20 protein-coding genes are annotated in these 21,766 nt (G+C 64.4%); 14 read left to right on the top strand and 6 right to left on the bottom strand.

Features of this window, described 5'->3' with window-relative positions; translation table 11 throughout:
- Window positions 1-52: 52 nt before the first annotated feature.
- The 3 genes from LDH74_RS11130 (at window position 53) to LDH74_RS11120 (ending at window position 4,127) form a co-directional block, all read left to right on the top strand.
- Window positions 53-1,069 carry a polysaccharide pyruvyl transferase family protein gene (locus LDH74_RS11130; protein ID WP_226038800.1) on the top strand — a complete coding sequence of 339 codons (1,017 nt, stop codon included), beginning with the start codon at window positions 53-55 and terminating at the stop codon, window positions 1,067-1,069.
- 153 nt (window positions 1,070-1,222) lie between these two features.
- Window positions 1,223-2,635, top strand: coding sequence for a sulfatase-like hydrolase/transferase (locus LDH74_RS11125; RefSeq protein WP_345778523.1), 1,413 nt, complete (start codon window positions 1,223-1,225; stop codon window positions 2,633-2,635).
- A gap of 19 nt (window positions 2,636-2,654) precedes the next feature.
- Window positions 2,655-4,127, top strand: coding sequence for an oligosaccharide flippase family protein (locus LDH74_RS11120; protein ID WP_226038798.1), 1,473 nt, complete (start codon window positions 2,655-2,657; stop codon window positions 4,125-4,127).
- A 21-nt stretch (window positions 4,128-4,148) separates the two neighbouring features.
- On the opposite strand, the gene twy1 is transcribed toward LDH74_RS11120, so the two are convergent.
- Window positions 4,149-5,195, bottom strand: coding sequence for a 4-demethylwyosine synthase TYW1 (gene twy1, locus LDH74_RS11115; protein ID WP_226038797.1), 1,047 nt, complete (start codon window positions 5,193-5,195; stop codon window positions 4,149-4,151).
- Between the two features lie 69 nt (window positions 5,196-5,264).
- On the bottom strand, window positions 5,265-5,600 hold the full coding sequence (locus LDH74_RS11110; protein ID WP_226038796.1) for a hypothetical protein: 336 nt from the start codon (window positions 5,598-5,600) through the stop codon (window positions 5,265-5,267).
- 217 nt (window positions 5,601-5,817) lie between these two features.
- Here LDH74_RS11110 and LDH74_RS11105 point away from each other — a divergent pair, with 217 nt between their 5' ends.
- From LDH74_RS11105 to phoU (LDH74_RS11055), 11 genes are all read left to right on the top strand, one after another.
- On the top strand, window positions 5,818-6,879 hold the full coding sequence (locus tag LDH74_RS11105; RefSeq protein WP_226038795.1) for a substrate-binding domain-containing protein: 1,062 nt from the start codon (window positions 5,818-5,820) through the stop codon (window positions 6,877-6,879).
- A gap of 103 nt (window positions 6,880-6,982) precedes the next feature.
- The gene (gene pstC, locus LDH74_RS11100) at window positions 6,983-8,071 is read left to right on the top strand and encodes a phosphate ABC transporter permease subunit PstC (RefSeq protein WP_226038794.1); all 1,089 of its coding nucleotides are present in this window, start codon (window positions 6,983-6,985) and stop codon (window positions 8,069-8,071) included.
- A 479-nt stretch (window positions 8,072-8,550) separates the two neighbouring features.
- Complete coding sequence (gene pstA, locus LDH74_RS11095) at window positions 8,551-10,251, top strand: phosphate ABC transporter permease PstA (protein WP_345778557.1); 1,701 nt, start codon at window positions 8,551-8,553, stop codon at window positions 10,249-10,251.
- Window positions 10,248-11,171 (top strand): phosphate ABC transporter ATP-binding protein PstB, encoded by a 924-nt coding sequence (gene pstB / locus LDH74_RS11090; protein WP_226038792.1) that lies wholly within the window; start codon window positions 10,248-10,250, stop codon window positions 11,169-11,171. The genes pstA (LDH74_RS11095) and pstB (LDH74_RS11090) overlap by 4 nt, the downstream gene beginning before the upstream one ends.
- Window positions 11,171-11,887 (top strand): phosphate signaling complex protein PhoU, encoded by a 717-nt coding sequence (gene phoU, locus LDH74_RS11085; protein ID WP_226038791.1) that lies wholly within the window; start codon window positions 11,171-11,173, stop codon window positions 11,885-11,887. The genes pstB (LDH74_RS11090) and phoU (LDH74_RS11085) overlap by 1 nt, the downstream gene beginning before the upstream one ends.
- A 238-nt stretch (window positions 11,888-12,125) precedes the next feature.
- Window positions 12,126-13,100 (top strand): PstS family phosphate ABC transporter substrate-binding protein, encoded by a 975-nt coding sequence (locus tag LDH74_RS11080; protein ID WP_226038790.1) that lies wholly within the window; start codon window positions 12,126-12,128, stop codon window positions 13,098-13,100.
- Complete coding sequence (gene pstC / locus LDH74_RS11075) at window positions 13,097-14,020, top strand: phosphate ABC transporter permease subunit PstC (RefSeq protein ID WP_226038789.1); 924 nt, start codon at window positions 13,097-13,099, stop codon at window positions 14,018-14,020. Before LDH74_RS11080 ends, pstC (LDH74_RS11075) begins: the two co-directional genes overlap by 4 nt.
- Complete coding sequence (gene pstA, locus LDH74_RS11070; protein ID WP_226038788.1) at window positions 14,020-14,910, top strand: phosphate ABC transporter permease PstA; 891 nt, start codon at window positions 14,020-14,022, stop codon at window positions 14,908-14,910. Before pstC (LDH74_RS11075) ends, pstA (LDH74_RS11070) begins: the two co-directional genes overlap by 1 nt.
- A gap of 2 nt (window positions 14,911-14,912) precedes the next feature.
- On the top strand, window positions 14,913-15,782 hold the full coding sequence (gene pstB, locus LDH74_RS11065) for a phosphate ABC transporter ATP-binding protein PstB (protein WP_226038787.1): 870 nt from the start codon (window positions 14,913-14,915) through the stop codon (window positions 15,780-15,782).
- A 71-nt stretch (window positions 15,783-15,853) separates the two neighbouring features.
- Window positions 15,854-16,345: a metal-dependent hydrolase gene (locus LDH74_RS11060; RefSeq protein ID WP_226038786.1), complete on the top strand. Its 492-nt coding sequence runs from the start codon at window positions 15,854-15,856 to the stop codon at window positions 16,343-16,345.
- Between the two features lie 210 nt (window positions 16,346-16,555).
- Entirely contained in the window at window positions 16,556-17,227 is a 672-nt protein-coding gene (gene phoU, locus LDH74_RS11055; RefSeq protein ID WP_226038785.1) for a phosphate signaling complex protein PhoU, read from the top strand.
- Between the two features lie 44 nt (window positions 17,228-17,271).
- Here phoU (LDH74_RS11055) and LDH74_RS11050 read toward each other — a convergent pair whose 3' ends face one another.
- From LDH74_RS11050 to LDH74_RS11035, 4 genes are all read right to left on the bottom strand, one after another.
- A complete protein-coding gene (locus LDH74_RS11050) occupies window positions 17,272-17,871 on the bottom strand; it encodes a plastocyanin/azurin family copper-binding protein (protein ID WP_226038784.1) in 600 nt (199 codons plus the stop codon).
- Window positions 17,872-18,075: 204 nt separating this feature from the next.
- Entirely contained in the window at window positions 18,076-18,465 is a 390-nt protein-coding gene (locus LDH74_RS11045) for a hypothetical protein (protein ID WP_226038783.1), read from the bottom strand.
- Window position 18,466: 1 nt separating this feature from the next.
- Window positions 18,467-20,149 (bottom strand): FAD-dependent monooxygenase, encoded by a 1,683-nt coding sequence (locus LDH74_RS11040; protein WP_226038782.1) that lies wholly within the window; start codon window positions 20,147-20,149, stop codon window positions 18,467-18,469.
- Window positions 20,149-21,765: an electron transfer flavoprotein subunit alpha/FixB family protein gene (locus tag LDH74_RS11035; RefSeq protein WP_226038781.1), complete on the bottom strand. Its 1,617-nt coding sequence runs from the start codon at window positions 21,763-21,765 to the stop codon at window positions 20,149-20,151. The genes LDH74_RS11040 and LDH74_RS11035 overlap by 1 nt, the downstream gene beginning before the upstream one ends.
- Between the last annotated feature and the right edge of the window lies 1 nt (window position 21,766).

Genomic DNA, 21,766 nt, shown 5'->3' with positions numbered 1-21,766 from the left:
ACGCGACGTAGTAGCTGCATAATTATCACCGGTTCCGGTGGAGGGAACCCCAATGCGAATCCTGCTTCTTCGGACGTGGACGACGAACATCGGGAACGGCTTCATCGACTACGGGGCGAGAGCGATGCTCGAGCGGGCGTTTCCCGACGCGGAGATCGTCGAAACGGGCGGCTATCCCAATCACGCGGCGGACACCGCGGCGCTGTGGGGCGGCACCCGGAAGCTCGCGCGGATGACGGGGTACGATCGAGGCAGCTACGAGTCGCCGACCCACCCGATTCGGCAGAATACGGTGAACGTCAGCGAACTGATCGACGCCGACCTGGCCGTCTTGCCGGGCTGCGTGCTCTCGAGACCGACCTTTCGGAAGTACTACGACACGCTCCGGCAACTCAGGGAGCGAGATATTCCGATCGTCGTCATCGGCGGGGGCGGCGAGGAGTACGACGAGGACGAGCGGAAATACGTCGAAGCCGTCTTTGACGCGCTCGATATCGATGTCCTGCTTACGCGGGATCGAACCGCCTACGAGGAGTACGGCGACCTCGTCGAGTACCTGTACGACGGTATCGACTGTTCGCTGTTCCTGGGCGACAGTCACCGGCCGCCCGAGGCGAACCGGGCGTTCGACGTCCACACGTTCGATAAACTCGAGGAACCTGATATCGACGAGGCGTCGCCGTCGACGATCATTCGGCCCGATCACGCTCCCTTCGACGAACCGTATCACTTCCCCGTCGGCGAGCGGGCGAGGAAACTGGTCGGCCTCGAGACGCCGCTGTTCGAGGTGGAGAACGTCTTCGTCTCCGATCTGGTGACCGACTACCTCTTCCTCTACGCCAACGCGGACGTGGTGCGGTCGGACCGGATCCACGCCTGCCTTCCTGCGCTAACGTACGGTAACAGGGCCCAGTTCTACTTCGACACCCCGCGAGCGAACCTGTTCGATCGGGTTCCGATCGACGGCGACGTCACGGCCGAGCCGGTTCGGTTCGATATGGACGAACTCGAGCGCGAGAAGGACGCGCAGGTCGACGCGCTCGAGGAGGGGATCGCGACGGTCCTGTGAGCGTGACCGTCCCTGCGACCGGAATTGAGGGCTGCCCGCTGGTGGGAAACGGGTCCGGAGCCAGCGACTGGCGACCCCGCGTTCGACGGCGACGCTCGGTGCCGCATTCGGTTCGAATTCCGGGGACAGGTTCTTTGTGGGGGGTCTGGTAGGATGAGCGGACACGCGACCATGGGAGACGAGCCATCCATCGCCCTCGTCGTGCTCGATACGCTTCGAGCCGACTCGTTCGACGAGCACTTCGAGTGGCTGCCGGGCGTGCAGTTCACGAACGCGTGGAGCACGACCCACTGGACGGCCCCGGCCCACGCCTCGCTGTTTACCGGTCGCTACGCGGTCGAGGCCGGCGTGACGATCAAGTCACAGGACTTCGATCGAGAAACCGTTCGTCTTCCCGAACTGCTACAGGACGAGGGGTATCGAACGCGGGCGTTCAGCTGTAACGTCAACATCTCGGCGCAACTGGGCTGGCACCACGGGTTCGACGAGTTCGACGGCGGCTGGCGACTCCGCGGCCTCGGCGAGGACGTCTTCGACTGGGACGAGTTCATCGCCGAACACCAGTCCGACGGCCCCGAACGCTACCTCCGCGCGCTCTGGCGCTGCGTCGACGACGACTGCGACACGACTCAGTCGCTGAAACAGGGGGCGCTGATGAAGCTCCGGGATATGGGACTCAAGGGCCGTCACCCCGACGACGGTGCGGCCGAGTTCCTCGAGTACGTCCGCGATAGCTCGTGGAACCGCGACTCCGAGTTCCTCTTCGCGAACCTCATGGAGGCACACCTGCCGTACGATCCGCCCGACGAGTACCGCACCTATCCGGACGAGGAGTCGCCCCACTTCGACAGCGTGAAGGCCACGCTCCGGGAGCCGTCGGCCGATCCGGACCGGATCAGGACCGCGTACGACGACGCCGTGCGATATCTCTCGGACATCTACCGCGACATCTACGCCGAACTCGCGGCGGAGTTCGACTACGTCGTGACGCTCGCCGACCACGGCGAAGCGCTCGGAGAGTACGGCGCGTGGCAACACGGCGGCGGGCTCCACCCGCCCGTGACGAAGATTCCGCTTGTCGTCTCCGCGCCCGGACCGAACCCCGACGATCGAACCCCGAACGCGGACGGCGCGGGGCGAGCGACGCGGGACGCCCTCGTGAACCTGCTGGACGTCTACGCGACGGTACTCGACCTCGCTGGAATCGAGTCCGACCACCGCCGCGGTGAGTCGTTCCGGCCGCTGCTCTCGAGCGCCCCGATCGCGACGGACCCCCGGGCGAACGCGCTGCTCGAGTACCACGGCATCTCGAAGCGACGAGCGCTCGCGCTCGAGGAGGACGGCTACGACACCGCCCCCGTCGACCGCGAGCGCCACGGCATCGCGACGGCCGACTGCTACTACTTCGAGGGCCCGTTCGGGACCGAACTGCTCGGCGACTGCGACCCGGCGGCCCTCGAGTCGGACCTCGAGGAACTGATCACCGACCTCGAGACGCGGGACGGCCTCGGCGAGGCGGACCTCTCCGGGCTCGAATCACAGCTCGAGGATCTGGGGTATCTGTGACTGCCGCCTCAGTACAGCCATGAGCGACGCGACGTCGGTCAGCCTCGGGGGCGAGACGATCAAGGCGACGGCCGCGAAGTTCACGATGGCCGCGATCGGGTTCCTCGGAACGATCGTCTTCGCTCGAGCGCTCGGGCCGACCGGGTTCGGCGGCTACTACCTCCTCTTTTCGCTGGTGAAGATCGCCGATCGAGCGGTCAACGGCTGGGGAACGGCGGTCAAAAAGCGGTATTCGGAGGCCGACGCCCCGTCGGGGGAGCTGATCGGCAGTCAGGGGCTGTTCACGCTGGTGTGGATGGCGCTGGCCATCGCAGCCGCCGCCGTCGCCTCGAGCTGGCTCGCCTCCTACACGGGCCTCCCCGACGCGCCGGTGTTGTTCGTCGTCTTGCTGTTCGCGGTCACGCTCTTCGAACCGCTCGATCTGATCGTGCAGGCGCGCGGCCGAGTCGGGGCCTCGATGTGGACCGATACGCTTCGATCGGTGCTCACCTTCCCGATCCAGCTCAGCCTGATCGTGCTCGGATTCGGCGCTGCGGGCATGGCCTACGGCCTGGCCGCGGCGACGTTCCTGACGGTTCCGGTCCTCTGGTACTACGTCCGGACGCGGCCGGTCGCGCCGAGCCGGGCGACCGTTTCGAACCTCTGGTCGTACGCCAGATACAGCATTCCCAACTCGTTTCTCGGACAGGCCTACGACCGCTTCGACATCATCCTGCTGGGCTACCTGCTAGCCCCCGCCGCCGCCGGGCGGTACGAGGTCGCGCTCAAACTTACGGTGCCGGCGACGTTCGTGACGATGGCCGCCTCGAGCGGGCTGATGGCTCGCGTGAGCCACCGCCACAGCGAGGGCGAGGAGCTCGGGACGGACGTCTCGAACACGCTCTCCTTTACGAGCATTTTCGCGATCCCGATGTTCTTCGGTGCCGTCGCGATGTCCGAACAGCTCGTGGTGACGTTCTTCGGTCCCGACTACGCCGCGGCCGCGGGGCTCCTCGTCGGACTCGCGGCGTACCAGATCGCGAAGACCCAGGCCGGCGTGCTCACGAGCGTGCTCTACGGGATCGATCGTCCGGACGTCAACACGCGGATATCGGCCCTGACGCTGGCGATCAACGTGGCTCTCGGCGTCGCGCTGACGCTCGCCTACGGTGCGATCGGCGTCGTGGTCGCAACGGCCGTCGCCGAGACGCTTCGATACGCCCTTTCGGCTGTCGTCGTCAAACGGGAACTCTCGACGGTCGTCCTGTTTCCCCGAACGCTCGGCGAGCAGTTCGCGGCCGGCGCGGTGATGTTCGTCGTCGTCGTCGCCGCCGAGCGCGCCGTCCCGATCGATCACTGGTATCAGCTCCTCGCGATCGTCGCACTGGGTGCGGTCGTCTACGGGACGGTGCTCCTGGCGATCAGCGAAAAACTCCGCGTCACGATCGTCGGCATCCTCCGGGGATCGCGACTCGAGCGGTGGCTTCCGGGATCGTGGTCGGAGCACGTATGAACCGACCGCGGACCGGGGCCGTCAGTCGCCGGTGACCGGATCTCGCTCCCAGAACTCGCTGTCCTTCTGCAGCTTCGGGACCCACGTATCCGAGGTCTGTGAGAGCAGTGCGACGCGGGAGGCCGGGACTCCCATGACCTCGTCGAATCCGGGCATGTACTCCCGTACGTCCTCGGCGAACTCGACGACTTCCTCGTGCTCGGGCATCGCCGACCGGTCGAGTCGGCCCCGCGAGTGGCCGACGTGCATGTACGCCTTCAGCTCGATGAAGTCGGGGTCGGCCTGCTGGTAGAAGCCGGCGTACCAGTCCGGATTCCGCATGTTCTCGCCCTTGACGAGCGTCGTCCGGAGCACCGTCCGGGTCTCGTCTTTGTCCGCGAGAACGTCCATCGTCTCGAGGAGCTTCTCCCAGGCGTCGTCCTCCATCGCGCCGACGACCTGATCGAAGGTGTGACGTTCGGGAGCGTCGACGCTGACGTACAGTTGCGTGGGATCGCAGTCCCGAAGCATCTCGGGGCGGGTGCCGTTCGAGACGAGGAAGGTGGTGATGTCGCGGTCGTGGAAGGCCTCGATGAGTTCGGGGAGGTAGGGGTAGAGCGTCGGTTCGCCGTCCAGCGAGATGGCGACGTGACGGGGTTCCATCGCCTGGTCGAACACTTCTCGAGGGACCTCTTCGTTGCCGCCGAAGCCCGAGAGCAGTTTCTTCTGCAGTTTGATCGAGGCGTCGACGACTTCCTCGGGGTCGTCCCACTGGACGTCGTCCATCTCGTAGGAGTGGCCCTTGTGGTCGCGCCAGCAGAAGACGCAGCGCTCGTTACATCGGACGACCGGCGTCATCTGGATGCAGCGGTGGGACTCGATGCCGTAGAAGATGTTCTTGTAACACTTCCCCTCGCCGCGCAGGGCGTTGGCCGTCCAGCCGCAGGTCTGGGCGGCCGTGTGATTCTCGCTGTGGTAATCCGGACTCGAGACCTGTGCCGGCCCGCCGTCGTCGCCGTCGCCGCTGTCGGCGTCGGTCGTGGCGTCGGCGCTCGCGCCGTCGGCCCCGGGGTTCGCGGAGTCGCTCATGTTGTCGGCCGTTGGACGGGCGCAGTCAAAAGACGTGTGGTGTTCCGGGCGATTCGTCCCGACGGCCGCCTACTCGTCGCGCTGCCGCTCGCTCGAGGACTCGCCGCCGGGCCGCTCCGGCAGCGAGTGGGGATCTGGCGGCTCGTCGCCGTGTCGGGTGTCGTCGCGTTCGAACAGGTAGAGCGCCGGGCCCCCGACGACGATCACGAGCAGACCGGGGATCGGTACGTTCGGCGGAGCGAGATAGAGGGCAAGCCCACCGCCACAGGTGGCGAACACGATTCCCGCCCAGAGCGCGGGCCTCGAGACCTCGAGCCGAGTCGCATCCCGGTAGACGACGCCGGCACAGCCGAGGACGATCGCGAACCCGACCACCGCGACTGCGATCCCCTGCAGCGAAACCATACCTCGACCGTTACCGCCGGCCGCAAGTCAGTGTAGCGATTCGTCGGGGCGTTCGCGGTGAATCACACGATCGGTAGAGTTGTCGAGGATCAGACTCGCGTGAGCGTCGGCTCGACGATATTTCACTTCAGTAAACCTATATAGAACTATGTGGGCACTGATCCATATATATGGCTCATAGCATCCTATTTTTATAGCCTCTCGAATCTCACACGTGATGGCAGACAACCAGTTCGGACGCTCTGCTGACGGGGTATCGCGACGGAAGTTCATTGCGGCGACCGGCGCTATCGGAACGATGGCGGCCGCTGGGTGCCTCGGAAGTGCAGGTGAAGACGATAGCATCAAACCGCTAACGGCCGACGGCTCGTCGACCGTTTACCCGATCACCAACGACGCCGATTCGCTATGGAACGGGAACCCGCCGGCCGACGACGAGGAGTACTGGGGTCCGGGACAGTACGACATCGATACGGACGAAAACCTCGCTGACTACTGGGCGGGTCTCTACGGCTTCGAACCGACCGAAGAGCGCAGCGTCCCGCCGTTTTCGACACAGATCGCGTTGAGCCACTCCGGGACGGGTGTCGAGGGCGTCATCAACGAGCGCGTCGATATCGGTGACGCGAGTTCGACGGCCGAATCCATCCTCGGATCGGACCACGAAGAACTGGACAACATCGTCGACCACGTCGTCGCCGTCGACGGCCAGCCGATCGTCGTAAGCCGGGAAATCTACGACGCGGGCGTCACGCAGGTCACCGGCGACGAACTCCGCGCGATCTACAAGGGGGAGATTACGAACTGGAGCGAACTCGGCGGCCCGGATAAGGATATCTACGCGATCGGTCGTGCGGAGGACTCCGGGACCGACACCGCGTTCCGGAAGAACCTCTACGGCGACCCCGAGGCACCGATCTCGCCCGATACCCGGAAAGGACAGAACCAGCAGGTGGCGAAGCTCGTCAAGCAGAACGACAACGCGATCGCCTACATCGCGCTCGCGTTCGTCGAACCGGACGGCGGGACCCCGCCGATCGGCCTCGAGCTGGACGGCACCCTCTACGAGTACGGCAAGAACCTCGGTGCGAAGGAGTACCCGCTCAGCCGCGACCTTCACTGCTACACCTACGAGGATACCGACAAGCGCGAGAGCGCCTTCCTCAACATGATCCTCTCGGACTTCGGGCAGCAGAACTTCGTCGAACCGAACAACTACTTCAAACTCCCGCCGGAGCGCCGCGAGGAGGAACGAGGAAAGCTGGCGGACCAGGACTGAGCCGCGCTTCCGACTCGCGTCACCCGGCCCTCGTCCGGCCTGATCGTCTCCAAGTCGAGAACCATACACTATCATGTTAGGTATATTGAATATACGCACGACGATGTCGCAAGCGGCGTCGCAGACGTCGCGCCGAACGCAGTCGCTGGTTCGAACGGCGATGGAACTGGACCGGCCGAGTCTGCTCCTTGCGACGGCACAGATACTGCTGATCATCGGGGCGTTCGTCGGTTTCATCGTCCAATCGGTGTGGACGACCACGTTCCTGTACGGCTTCCTGCTGGCCGTCGGCGCCGGCTGGGTCGTCCGACAGGCGCTGACCGCGAAGATCGTGACGTTTCTGATGACCGCCGCAACGCTCTCGACGCTCGGCCTCATCGCGGTGTTTCTGGTCCTCGAGGCGGTTCCGGCGTTCCGCCACGCCGGCCTCGATCTCATATGGCCGTTCGGCTCAAACGAGTGGAGTACCTCGCAGGGGCAGTTCTCGCTCGTCCCGATGCTCTGGGGGACGCTTCTCACGACGGCCACCGCGATTCTGGTCGCGGCCCCGTTCGGCGTCGCGGGCGCGCTGTTTATCAGCGATATCGCACCCGATTGGTTGCGTGAAATTGTCAAGCCGGCTATCGAGCTGTTGGCTGGTATTCCGTCGATCGTCTACGGATTCATCGGGTTTACGATCATCAACCCGTACGTCGGTAATTTGCTCTCGATCAATCCCGGTGCGCTGTTCGCCATCGGTCTCGTGATCGGCTTCATGGCGCTTCCGACGGTCATCTCCGTTGCCGAAGATGCGTTGTCGGCAGTCCCCGAGTCGATGAAAGACGGCTCGATAGCGATGGGTGCGACGGAATGGCAGACGATGAAGAGCGTCTCGATCCCGACCGCCTTTTCGGGAGTTTCTGCGGCCGTCCTGCTAGGGATCGGGCGGGCGATCGGCGAGACCATGGCTGCGACGGTCATGATCTCACACAGCCGTCGGTTGCCCCAGCCCGAACTGTACAACGTCTTCGATAGCACGGAAACGTTGACGACGTTTATCGCCTCCAGCTACGGGCACGTGACTCCCGGACAGCTGTTCTGGAGTGCACTGTTCGCAGCAGGCGTCGTCCTGATGATTATCGTGACGGGGCTTGGTATCGCCTCTGCACTCATCGAGCAACGAATGCATCGCAAACTGGAGGGCGGCCAATGAGCGACGCGTACGAGGCCCGACTCGTCGAGACCGGCGGAACGGCCTACGAACGGATGGCGATCGGTGTCGTCATCGGCTCGTTCGTGCTCTTCGCGCTCAGCATCGGTGCGCTGTTCGAGTGGGTCGCGGTCGACGGGACGGTAAGCGGCGTGTCGACGGCGATCTACTTCGGTGGTGCGCTGCTCCTCCTGGGAGTGGCGACCGGAGCGCTCGGTGCGTTTTCGCGGTGGAACGGAGTTAGAACGACTCCCGACCGTTCACCCGGTCTCAGCACGGTCGGCAGCCAGGCGACCCTCTGGACGATCACCGCTGCCTTCGTCGCCGGCAACACGCTGGGACTCGGCGCACTCGGATGGCTCGTCGCCGCGTTCGTGGGGCTGCTCGTCGCTTACCTCACGATCACCGCCCGCGAGGACCTCGGCGCGACGGTCCCCGCCGCGACCTTCGTCAGTTTCGTCGGCGTCCTCGTTCTGACCGGCGTGATATCGCCGACGTGGACGTGGCAACCAGCGGCGTTCGATGCCATCGTTCCCGGCCAGCTCGCGATCCCCCTGCTGACGTTGGTCGGGAGCATTCTCACTGGTCAGTCGAGCGCGACCGCCTACGCGGGGTTCGGAACGCGCGGCAGACAGAACGGCGCGTTCCTGCTGATCTCGCTGGTCGTGCTGCTCACGATCTCGGTGCTCCTGTTCCTCCTCGCGTTCGTTTTCGAGCGGGGGATACTGGTCGTACTCGAGAACCTCGCGGTCAGTGCCGGGACGGTGCTGTTCCTCCTTGCGGCGGTACTCGTCTTACTGGTTCGGTACGGACACGTCAACCCGGCGACCGCGGACGGCACCGAGACCCTCGTCTCGTTCGTTTCTCTCGCCGCGGCGAGCGTCATCGGACTCGTCGGCGTCGTTCTCGCGGCTGCGATCGCAATGAATTACACCATCTCGGGATACGCGGTCACGATCGAACCGACGGCCGTCGTCGGTGCGCTGCCGGGACTCGTTGCCGGCCTCGTCTTTCTTGACGCGCTTCGCCGGTCGGGTGGCTCGTCGCTTCCCGATATGAAGGCAGGTCACCCCGTCATCCGAGCTCTTCACATCGTGCTGGGTGTCATGGGTGCCATCGTACTGGTCGAGTTCCTCGTCGGAACGACCCTCGGGCTCGGCGGAATCGGGATCGTCCCGATAGTCGCGATCGTCGTGGGCGGCGTTTCGGTGACAACTCTCGTCGCGACTTTGGGAGCGCGATTTACAGGGCGCGCTCTCCCGTCGTGGATCCCGCCGCTGACGTGGACCGCGAGCATCGCAGCGGTGACGTTCGTCGTCTGCTGTCTCCACGCCATCGCCACGGGCGACTCGGTCGGCGGCACTGTCGGTATCGCCGCCAGCGGTGCCGTCGACTGGCCGTTCGTGATGAACCCGTCGAAGGGGCTCGGCATCCAGAAAGGCGTAATGCCGGCGATGGTGGGGACGATCTGGATCGTCCTCGGCGCCGTCGTCTTCGCCGTCCCGCTGGCGGTCGGTGCCGCCGTCTTCCTCACCGAGTACGCCGAGGATAGCATCTTTACCCGCGCGGTCGACATCGCCACGAACGGACTCTGGAGCACCCCCAGCATCGTCTTCGGCCTGTTCGGCCTCGCGTTCCTCGTCCCGCGGTTCGGCGGTACCCCCTCCATCTTCGCGAGCCAGTTGGTGCTCGGATTCATGCTGCTCCCGCTCGTGCTCATCACGAGTCGGGAAGCCATGAAGAGCGTGCCCGACGAGTACCGTGACGCGAGCGCCGCACTCGGCGTTTCGAAGTGGGAAACGATCAGAAGCGTCGTCGTCCCCGCATCGATGCCGGGGATCATCACCGGGGTTATACTCGGTGTCGGTCGAATCGCCGGCGAAACCGCACCCCTGTTGCTCGTCCTGAACGGACCGAACTTCCCGACCAAGTCGCCCGGTATCCTCTCCAGTTTCATGGTCCGGGTCAGCCTCCAGCCGCCGTTCGTCCACGTTTCGAACCCCGCACTGCTCGAGCGGGCGAGCGCACTCCCCTACCAGCTGTACGCGGTCATCACCGCCGGCGTCGGTGCCGAAGAGACGTTCGGCTGGGGAACGGCGCTCGTCTTGCTCTGCGTCGTCCTCTCGTTCTTCGCGATGGGAGTCGCGAGCCGACGGTACTTCAGGAGGAAGCTACACCAATGACAGAATCCAGCGTTACCACGACAGCGGACCGAACGGACGCCGACGGATACCCGTCGAGCAACGAAACGACGACCGGCGAGAGCGACGAGCGCACGAGAGCGGAGTGGCGCGAGTACTCGTTCGCCGGCGACCCGGTTCTGTCGGTCGAGGACCTGAACGTCTGGTACGGCGACGATCACGCGCTCAAAGATATCTCGATCGACATTCCAGAAAAGAGCGTTACGGCGCTCATCGGCCCCTCGGGCTGTGGGAAATCCACGTTCCTTCGGTGTCTCAACCGAATGAACGATCGGATCAAAGCCGCTCGTATCGAGGGCGATGTCACCCTCAGCGAGCAGAACATCTACGCCGATGGGGCCAACCTCGTCGAACTGCGGAAGCGCATCGGCATGGTGTTCCAGCACCCGAACCCGTTCCCAAAGTCGATTCGAGAGAACGTCGCCTACGGCCCGCGAAAACACGGCGACCTCGAGCGGGGGCTGGTCCCTCGGTTACTCGGACGCGACGACAAGGACAGAGAAGACGAGTTGGTCGAGCGGTGCCTTCGCGACGCTGCCATCTGGGACGAGGTCGAAGACCGTCTCGACGACAACGCGCTGGGACTCTCCGGCGGCCAGCAACAGCGGCTGTGCATCGCCAGATGTCTCGCCGTCGATCCCGAAATCATTCTGATGGACGAACCGGCCTCGGCGCTCGACCCGATCGCCACCGCCAAGATCGAGGACCTCATCGAGGACCTCGCCGAGGAGTACACGGTCGTCATCGTCACGCACAACATGCAACAGGCCGCCCGTATCTCCGACCAGACCGCCGTCTTCCTCACCGGCGGGGAACTCGTGGAGTACGGCGACACCGATCAGGTGTTCGAGAACCCGCGGAGCCAGCGCGTCGAAGATTACATCACCGGCAAGTTCGGGTGATGGCCCGAGAGGACTACCAGAAACGCCTCGAGCGCCTCCGCGAGGCGGTCGTCGCACTGGGCGACCTCGTCCGCGAGCAGCTCGCGGACGGACTCAACGCACTGTTTACCGGCGATCGAGAACTCGCGCGTGACGTTATCGCGGGTGACTCGGCCGTCAACCGTCGCACTCTCGAGATCGAAGGCGACTGTCTCGACCTGCTCGCGCTCCAGCAGCCGGTCGCCGGCGACCTCCGATTCGTCGTCGCCGCGTTCAAGATCGTCACCGACCTCGAGCGGGTCGGCGATCTCGCGACCAATCTGGCCGAGTACACGCGGGATTCGACCGGCTCCGCCCCGACGCTTCCGGACGTCGACTTCGAACGGATCGCCGCGCTCGCGCTCGAGCAACTCGAGCGAGCGATCGAAGCGTTCGTCACGGACGACGCGGACGGCTGTGTTGCGGTCGCAGCGCGCGACGACGAACTGGACGCCCGCTGTGCCAGCGTCGCCGAGCGCGTCGTGCGGACCCTCATCGATCTCCGCGCCGGGAGCGGGACAAACGAGGAGCGGCGAGTCGGGAATGAGGGTGGCGGTCCGCCAGTCGCGGACGTACTTGCCGACGTCTCGCGGACGTTCGTGATCGTTCGCGACCTCGAGCGAGTCGGCGATCACGCGGTGAACGTGGCCGCCCGGACGCTGTACGCGCTCGAGAGCAACGAGGACCTGCTCGGCTGATGCGACCGTTGGATCGGTTCCGATCCCCCTTCGTCTATATATGTCTGGCCTATCGTTCGCTCTTCTCACGGACTAGTAGTGTGGTTGAACGTGGTGGGTGACAACTAGTGGCACATATATACGTCCAGCGCATCGTGAGCGCTATTACCCCTCGTCCCGCGATCCGGCGAATCGAGTACATAGAGCTATATAGATCACATAGTAGTATACTTACCTGCTCTGTGACTTCGATTCGGTGATGTCGAGAGATACCACGGCGTCTTTGTCGGCCGGATCCGGTCGACGTGATTTTCTCGCCGCGGCAAGCGTTGCCCTATCCGGCGGATTAGCCGGCTGTACCGGCGTCTTCGCCGCGGAGGGCAACAACGTAAACATCGCGGGAAGCAGTACGGTGTTCCCCGTGACCGAGGCGATCGCGTCCGCCTTCTCCGAAGAAAACCCGACGGTCAACCTCTCGCTCAGCAAGACCGGGACGGGCGGTGGGTTCGGGAACTTCTTCTGTGCGGGACGGACCGACATTAACAACGCGAGTCGGGAGATCGCCGACGCCGAAGTCGAACAGTGTGGCGGAAACGACATTACGCCGCTCGAGTTTCCGATTGCGACGGACGCGCTGACGGTCGTCGCCAATCCGGAGGCCGACTGGGTTGACTGTCTCACCGTCGAACAGCTACAGGAGATCTGGCAGGCCGACGGTGCCCAGCGCTGGAGCGATATTAACGACGAGTGGCCGGACGAGGAGTTCGAGCTGTACGGCGCGGCGACGACGTCGGGCACGTTCGACTACTTCAACGAGGCGGTCCTCGGCGAAGAATTGAACCACCGAAGCGACTACTACGCGACCGAGCGCGACCGAACGATCGTACAGGGAGTTCAGGGCACGGAGGCCGCGCTCGGCTACTTCGGGTTCGCCTACTACAGCGAGAACCCGGACTCAATCAAGGCGATATCGATCGACAGTGGGAATGGCTGCGTCGAGCCGTCGATCGAAACTGCCAAGTCCGGCGAGTACACGCCTCTCTCGCGACCGCTGTTCATCTACGTCGCGAAGGAATCGCTCGCCAAACCCGCGGTGCGTGACTTCGCTCGCTTCTACATGAAACGTTCCGCGACGGACCTGGTCTCCGATGTCGGCTACGTGCCGAACACCGAGGAACAACGCGACGAGAACCTCGAGAAACTCGAGGATGCGATCGCAGAGGTGACCGAATGAGCCAGCCGGACTTCTCCCACGACGGGATCCGCACGGCGCGTGGCACGGCGTTTCGGTACCTCTTCATGCTCTGTGCGCTCCTGTCGATCCTGACGACCGTCGCGATCATCCTGACGCTGCTCGTCGACGCGGTCGATTTCTTCGCGCAGGTCTCGCTCGTCGAGTTCCTCACGGGAACGCGGTGGAGCCCGACGAACGAGCCGACTTCGTTCGGCGTCCTGCCGCTGATTTCGGGCACGCTGGCGGTCACCGTCGGCGCGGCGGCGGTCGCCCTCCCCATCGGTCTGCTGACCGCGATCTATCTCAGCGAGTACGCCTCCGAGCGCCGACGGGCCTACCTCAAGCCCGCGCTCGAGGTACTGGCGGGCGTCCCGACGGTCGTCTACGGCTACTTCGCGCTCGTCTACGTCACGCCGGCGCTCGATACCTTCTTGCCGCTCTCGACGTTCAACACGCTGTCGGCGTCGATCATGGTCGGGATCATGATCATCCCGATGGTCTCCTCGATCAGCGAGGACGCGATGAGCGCGGTCCCCGATTCACTTCGTCAGGCCAGTTACGGCCTCGGCGCGACGAAATTCACCGTCTCCACCTCGGTGGTCGTGCCGGCCGCGCTCTCGGGGATCTTCTCGTCGTTCATCCTCGCGCTCTCGCGAGCGATCGGCGAGACGATGATCGTCGCCATCGCGGCGGGCCAGACCCCGCGACTGGTCGACGTGACCGACCCCGCAGGGCTGTTCCTCAACTCGATCCAGACGATGACCGCCGCGATGGTCCAGATCGGGACGGGAGATCTCGTCGGGCAAGGCCCTGCGTACAAGAGCCTCTTCGCGGTCGGACTGACCCTGTTCGTCATTACCTTCGTCATGAACCTCATCAGTGAACTCGTCGCCTCGCGCTATCGAGAGGTGTATCGCTAATGGCGGCCGACACACGAGACGCACCCGCCGACTCCGGCTTCGGGCAGGTCAGCCGGACGAAAGATATCGCCTTCCGCCTGCTCGCGCTGGCGGCGACACTCGTCGGCATCGTCTCGCTCGCGGCCCTGCTGGCGAACGTCGCCGTCGACGCCGTCGGCTGGCTCGACTGGGGATTCCTCACGAGCCCGCCGCATCCGGATCCGTACGAGGCCGGTTTCCTTCCTGCATTGATCGGTTCGATCGCGATCATGCTCGTAATCGCGCTGATTACATTCCCGGTCGGCGTCGGAGCGGCGGTTTACCTCGAGGAGTACGCCAGTGACGGCTACCTCACACGATTCATTCAGCTCAACATCGCGAACCTCGCGGGCGTTCCCTCGGTCGTCTACGGGCTGTTGGGTCTGGGACTGTTCGTCGGCCTCCTCGGATTCGGGTACGGAACGGTGCTGGCCGCGGCGTTCACCGTCGGCCTGCTGATCCTCCCGATCATCATCATCGCGGCCCAGGAGGCGATCCGGGCGGTTCCGGACTCCCAACGGCAGGCCTCCTACGGGATGGGCGCGACGAAGTGGCAGACGATTCGGAACGTCGTCCTGCCGCGAGCGATGCCCGGCATCATGACCGGAACCATCCTCGCGCTCGGGCGTGCCATCGGCGAGACGGCGCCGCTGATCATGATCGCCGCGCCGACCACCGTCTTCGGGATGCCCAACAGCCTCTTTAGCAAGGTCAGCGCCATGCCCCTGCAGATCTACAACTGGGCGTCCTACCCGCAGACCGAGTTCCAGTACGGCGTCGTCGCCGCCGGCGTCGTCACGCTGCTCGTCGTCTTGCTCACGATCAACTCGATCGCGATCATCATCCGGAACCGCTATCAACAGCGAACCTGACAATGACTAACGAACAGATGACTTCCTCGGAAACGGAACCGACCACCGATCAACCAGCGCCGACGCCGGGAACCGACAGCCTCGCCGACCGCGGCGACGCCGAGGGGGAGACGACGACGGATCGAACGCTCCTCGAGGCGCGAAATCTAAGCGTCCACTACGGCGAGGAACGGGCGCTCAACGACGTCGACATCGAGATCCCCGAAAAGCAAGTCACGGCCATCATCGGCCCGTCCGGCTGTGGGAAATCGACGTTCCTCCGGTGTATCAACCGAATGAACGACCTCGTCGACAGCGCTCGCGTCGACGGCGAACTGCTGTTCGACGGCAAGAACGTCTACGACGAGGACGTCGATCCGGTCGCGCTGCGCCGGAAGATCGGGATGGTCTTCCAGACGCCGAACCCCTTCCCGAAGAGCATTCGCGACAACGTCGCGTACGGACTGAAAGTCCAGGGGAAAGACGACGACGTCGACGAACAGGTCCACAAGGCCCTCGAGCGAGCGGCGTTACTCGAGGAAGTCGAGGACCAACTCGACTCGAGCGGGCTGGAACTCTCTGGCGGCCAGCAACAGCGGCTGTGTATCGCTCGAGCGATCGCCCCCGATCCGGACGTGATACTGATGGACGAGCCGGCCTCGGCGCTGGACCCGGTCGCGACCTCGAAGATCGAGGACCTGATCGAGGATCTCGCCGAGGAGTACACGGTCATCATCGTCACGCACAACATGCAGCAGGCGGCTCGCATTTCGGATAAGACGGCGGTCTTCCTGACCGGCGGCGAACTCGTCGAGTTCGATGACACCGACAAGATCTTCGAGAATCCCGAACACGATCGCGTCGAGGACTACATCACCGGCAAATTCGGATAGTCCGTCCCGCTGATCACTGTCCGGTACTGACAGTGCCGTTTATCCGTTTGCGTGCCGTGTTAACTCCACACATGGTCGCGAACGGGGTCCACATCTTGATCAGTCTGGCGCTGGTCGTGTTGCTCTTCCGATCCGAACGGCCGGAACCGTACCTCATCGCGGCGCTCGCGGCGGCCGGCCCCGATATCGATACGTTCGTCTTTCGGCCGCTGGTCGAACTCGGCTACGTCGAGGGGGTGCTGTGGATGCATCGGGGATTGACACACTCGCTGCTGGCCGGGATCGCTCTCACCGTCCTCCTCGCTGCGTTCGGCCCCTGGCGGGCCGCCGCCGTCGGGTTCGGCTCGCACGTCCTCCTCGATTTCCTGAGCGGCGGCGTCCGTCCGTTCGCCCCGTTCGACCCCACGCTGTATGGGGTTTCCGTCGATTGGCTGCTACTGAATATGCTGATCTCGATCATCGCCGTCACCGTGATCCTCGGCGGCTTGCTCGGCATGAAATACGATCTCGGCCAGCAAGTCGTCTCGCGCGCTCCTGAAACGACACCCGAGCGATCCCGGTAGTATCCCTCAACGCCGGCCGAAATCGCTCTGGCTCGGCCGCCGAACCTGCGCGTCGTGGCTTCCCCACGAGCGTGCGTCTCGAGTCGAGGACACCCTCGAAATCTACCAGCGCGAGGAAGGCGTCTACGACGGGTCTCTCCTCACACCGTCGCCGGCGAAGCGAGTCGTTCGCACGCAGTCTTTATCAGGGACGAGCGAGCTTTCAAAGACATGGCCAGACAATCCTACCAGGACAAGCTCACGGAGCTCCGTGAGGACGTGCTCTACATGAGCGAAGTCGTCATGGAACGCCTTCGTATGGGACTCGACGCCCTCGAGCAGAAAGACGAAGCTCTCGCCCGCGAAGTGATCGAGGGCGACGGCGAGATCAACCGAATGTATCTCGATCTCGAGCAGGACTGTATCGACCTGCTCGCGCTGCAGCAGCCGGTGGCGAGCGACCTGCGATTCATCGCCGCTTCGTTCAAGATCATCACCGATCTCGAGCGGATCGCCGACCTCGCGACGAACCTCGGGGAGTACACGTTCGACGCCGAACAGGACCTGTTCCCCGACGTCGACGTCCAGGAGATGGGCGACCTGACCCTCGACATGCTCGAGGACGCGATGCTCGCCTACGATACCGAGGATATCGAAACCTGTCGAGAACTCGCAGCCCGTGACGACGAACTCGATCAGTTCGCCGAACGCGCAAGCGAGATCGTCGTCCGCGACCTCATCGAGCGCGAACTCGATACGCCGGACGAGGTCGAACGGTTGCTCCAGGACGTTTCGCGGCTCCTGTTGACGATTCGCGACCTCGAGCGCGTCGGCGACCACGCGGTCAACATCGCCGCGCGGACGCTTTACATGGTCGAAAACGACGACGAACTGATCTACTGATCGTCCCGTCCACGACGGCACAACCGATCGACTGAGGCGGGTCTCTACTCGGTCGTGTTGTTCCCGCTAGTCTCGTTACCAGTTTCGTTGCCAGTCATGTTACCGGTCTCATTGCCAGTTTCGTTGCCAGCGGTTTCGTTGCCGCCGCCACCGTTCGCTGGGCCCTGAACCTGGATTTCGCCTTCCATCGCCGGATGGGGCTCACAGCGGTAGAGGGTTATCACGTCCTGTGCCTGAAACTCGAAGACCTCTTCGGTGCCCGGGTCAGAGACGGGGTCGCCCGTCGTGTAGTCCTCGACGACTTCGCCGTCGTCGTTCCGGAGTTCCAGATTATGTGCGGCACCGTCACCTTCCGTCCAGCCGATCGAGTAGTTCTCGCCGGCCTCGAGTATCAGCGTCGGATTCTCTTCCTCTGCGATCGATTCCGGCTGGAGACCCACCCAGGCGCTTGTCTGGCCATCAAATCTAATATCCTGGTCGGGACTGATCTCGAAGCCGTCAGTACTGCCGCCGTTACCACCATTGCCGCCGTTGCCGCCGTTACCACCACCGCCGCCACCGCAACCGGCGACAAACGCGGTCGAACCTGCGACACCTGTCAGCTTGAGCATCCGTCGTCGGGATAACCGATCGTCTCGTGACATCACCGTGACTTTGCTCTCGACGCGAATAGTCGAATACCCGTCTACTGCGTGGAAGTCAAGTACGGGTCGGTCTGAGGCGTTATCTTGCCGGTTTCCATACTGGAATATTACCATCGATAGAATGATAGTAACCAATTAACAGCAATTTAGATATAGTTTCAAGCAAGCTTGCACGTCAGCCACAGCGACGCTCGGACACGGCTGTTACCAACTGCGACACTCGGGTACGCACGTCAACAGCTGCGCCGTATCGATTACGTTCCGCGTCTCGAGCAGTAGTTCCGCCGCCTCCCGAACCGTGAACTCGGCCTCGAGAGAAACGCCGTGACAGGAGGCGTAACACTCGAGCCAGCGGTTCATCGCGTCCTCGAGCGCCTCGAGCTCGGGTTCGGTAAACGGCACCAGTCGGCCGCCGGTTCGGGCTTGGACGTAGAGCCAGATAGCCTGACCCGCCCCCTCGCGCAGGTACGCATCGGCGGCGTCCGGACTCGGATCGACGGCCGCCTCGCCGTCCGAACCGTCGGCCTCGAGCGCCGCCCGCTCGCGCTCGGCCCGGCGGGCGAGCGCGGCGATTTGAGGTCCGTACCGGCTCACGCTACCCCTCGCGGTACTCCACACCCTTGCCGCCGCGGGGGTGCTCCCACTCGGTGTCGGCGACGATCGCACAGGTGCCACACTCGACGCAGGGCTGCGTGTCGAGGCTGACCAGCGTCTCCTCGCTGCCGTTCGTTTTGACCGTCTCCGAGCGGTAACAGCCGCCGCCGAAGTCCTCGGCGCTGACCGGACAGGCGCTGACGGCTGCGCCGCTTGCCGCGTAGGACTCGTCTCGGAGTTCGATGTGGGGATTCCCCACGTCGGTATCGTAGGTCAGGTCGCCGATGCGCTCCTCGAGGGTCGGCGGTTCGATCTCGCTCTCCCAGTGGATCGTCTTGCCGTGTTCTTCGGCGATCAGCGTCGGCAGGGAGACGTAGCCGGTCTTCGTATCGGGGAGCATCGACACGAGGAACGGCGAGTTGTACGCCCGCTGTAGCAGGCGATCCGCGACCGGATTGCCGACCGCGAGCGAGCCGATCGGCGAGTCCAGCACCCGCTCGACCGCCGCGGTAACGGCGTCGTTTTCGCCGACGGTCCGGCTCAACTCGTACTGCCTGGGGCGGAGCTTGTCCATCGTCCCCGAGTCCTCGAGCATCTTCGTGTATCGGCGGCCCGCAGCGTCCGGGTCGCTGTTGCCGCGAGTGACGGCGAAGGCGTCGGCCGCGAGCGCCCCGGCGGTGACGGCGTGGTTCATTCCCTTGATGATCGGCCCCTGGGCCTGCATCTGGCCGGCGGCGTCGCCGACGAGCACGAGTCGATCGCGATACGGTTCGCGGTGGGCGACCTTCTTCGAGTCGGGGACGAGCTTCGCCGCGTACTCCCGCTCGTGATACTCGTTTTTGAACCAGCCCGCCAACAGCGGATGCGACAGCAGGGCGTCGAGCAGTTCGTGGGGCTCGGCCTCCTGCTCGACGAGACTGTCGAGGTGGAAGACGGTCCCGATCGAGAGCGAATCCTCGTTCGTGTAGAGAAATCCGCCGCCCCGGACGTCTTCGAAGAGGTCGCCCGAGAACAGGTGGGCCGCACCCTCGTCCGGCCCGATATCGAACCGGTCGTCGATCGCGTTGGGGTCCATATCGACGACGGCCTTGACGCCCTGGAACCACTCGTCGGGTTCCTCCCAGTCCATCAGTCCCGCCTCGCGGGCGAGTTCGGAGTTGACGCCGTCGGCCGCGACGATCAGATCGGCTCTGATCGGGTCGAGTTCGTCGCAGGTGACGCCGACGATCTCTCCGTTCTCCTCGAGCAGGCCGTTCACCCGCACGTTCGTCAGGACGCCGCCGCCGGTCTCGCTCGTCTTCTCGTGGACCCGCTGCTCGAGCCAGGAGTCCATCTCGCGGCGGAGGACGGCGTCACACCAGTCGGTGTCGTGTTCGTGGAGATCGGCCAGATCGTAGGTCTTGACCGAGTTTCCGGCCACGTTGTGGATGTAGTAGTCCGTGACCGGGCGCTCGGCGGCTTCCTCGCGGAAGCCGTCGAAGAGGTCGTCGAGCGTGTAGGGGGCCGAGTCCTCGGCGTAGAGCAGCCCGCCGGAGACGTTCTTCGAGCCCGCTTCGGTCCCACGCTCGAGGACGAGCGTCTCGATATCGTGGTCGGCCAGCCGCGCGGCCGCCGCGGCCCCGCCGGGACCACAGCCCACGACGACGGCCTCGTACTGTTCGTAGTCGTCGGTTGCGGCCGCCATCAGTCGTCACCCCCGTCGGCGACAGCCTCGGGCTCGAGGGCCGTCTCGCCCGCCTCTACGGCCTCGGTGAGTCGGGGTAACACCTCGAAGAGGTCGCCCTCGACGAAGTAATCCGAGAAGTCCCGGATCCGGGCGTCGGTGTCGGTGTTGATCGCGACGATGGTGTCGGACTCGTCCATCCCGACCTTGTGCTGGACCGCGCCGGAGACGCCCGCCGCGATGTACACGTCGGGGGCGACGACCTGACCGGTCTCGCCGATCTGGCGTTCCTCTTTCGAGTACTGCTCGACGTGACCCTCGAACTGATAGGAGGAGGTGACGATTCCGCGCGTGATGCCGAGTTCGGCGTCGTCGAACGCGTCGACCAGGTCGAGGCCGAGTTCCATCCCCCCGGTCGGATCGTCGGCGATTCCGCGGCCGAGACAGACGATCACGTCGTGGCCGGTGAGATCGATTCCGGCCTCGAGCCGGTCGTATTCGGTGATCTCGACGCGGAACCAGTCGTCCTCGAGGTCCATGTCGTGTTCGACGACGAGTCCCTCGCGGTCGGGGTCGCGCTCGATCGGGTCGAAGCTGCCCGGAATCACCGAACACCCCTGCGGGTGGAAGTCCCGATCCGGATTGTCGAGACAGAGGATCGTCGAGTACTCGAAGCCCGAGAAGTCCGGTCGCTTCATGTGCAGGACCTTCTCGACGGTCTTCTTGACGCCGGGTTCGCCGGTCTTGACCGGGTTCGAGATCTCGTTCGCTTCGATGAACAGGTCCGAACAGTCCGAGGCCAGCCCGGAGTCGAGTTCGGCCTGAACCTTTGCCGAGAGGTCCCGCCCGTTGTTCGTCGCCGGGAACAGGACGTAGCGCGGCTTGTCGTAGTCGCGCCAGTCGGTGCTCTCGACGGTCCCCTCTCCGCGGGCCATGTGCGCCGAAATTTCGGTGTAGGGTTTGTGGAGGAAGCGCTCGAGGCGCTCGTCCTCGTGATAGACGGCTATATCGGCCCCGTAGGCGATGCACTCCTCGGCGAGGCCCTGGCAGTCGTCGCCCATCAAGAATGCGACGACGCGCTCCTCGTCCCCGTAGTCCGCTTCGAACTGGTCCATCAGTTCGCGGCCCTTGCCGAGCATCTCTTTCGAGACCTCGAGTAACTCGCCGCCCTGGGTCTCACAGAACACCCACAGGTCCGCGTAGTCGCCGTCCGCGAGTCCCCGGATGTGTTTCTTGTCACGGGTGGGATGCGAGAGGTCGTCGTCTTCTGCCGGTTCGTCGTCTGCCTCTTTCGCTTCATCCTCGTCGGCCTCGGCTTCGTCCACCGTTTCCGCCGCTTCATCCTCGTCGTCCACAGCTTCCGCTTCCTCCGCATCGGCCTCGGCTTCGTCGCCGACGTCCTCTTTCGTCTCCTCGTACTCGCCCTCCGTCTCCGTGCCCTCCTCGACACCGTCGCTGTCGTCGTCGGCGGCACCGATTCCCTCGAGCCGCCGGTGGACCGCTTCGCGGGCAGTTTGCCTGTCCCGTCCGGCGCGCTCGGCCTCGAGGATCGCCTGCAGTTCGTCCTCGTCGTCGATCGTCTGGAGCCGCTCGGTCAGTTCGTCGACCGTGTGGTCGTCCGGATCGATCGCCGTCATT

This window comes from Natrinema sp. DC36 (assembly GCF_020405225.1).
Lineage (GTDB): Archaea > Halobacteriota > Halobacteria > Halobacteriales > Natrialbaceae > Natrinema.
The sequence above is the reverse complement of the archived record's forward strand: the minus strand, read 5'-3'. Positions and strand labels throughout refer to the sequence as shown.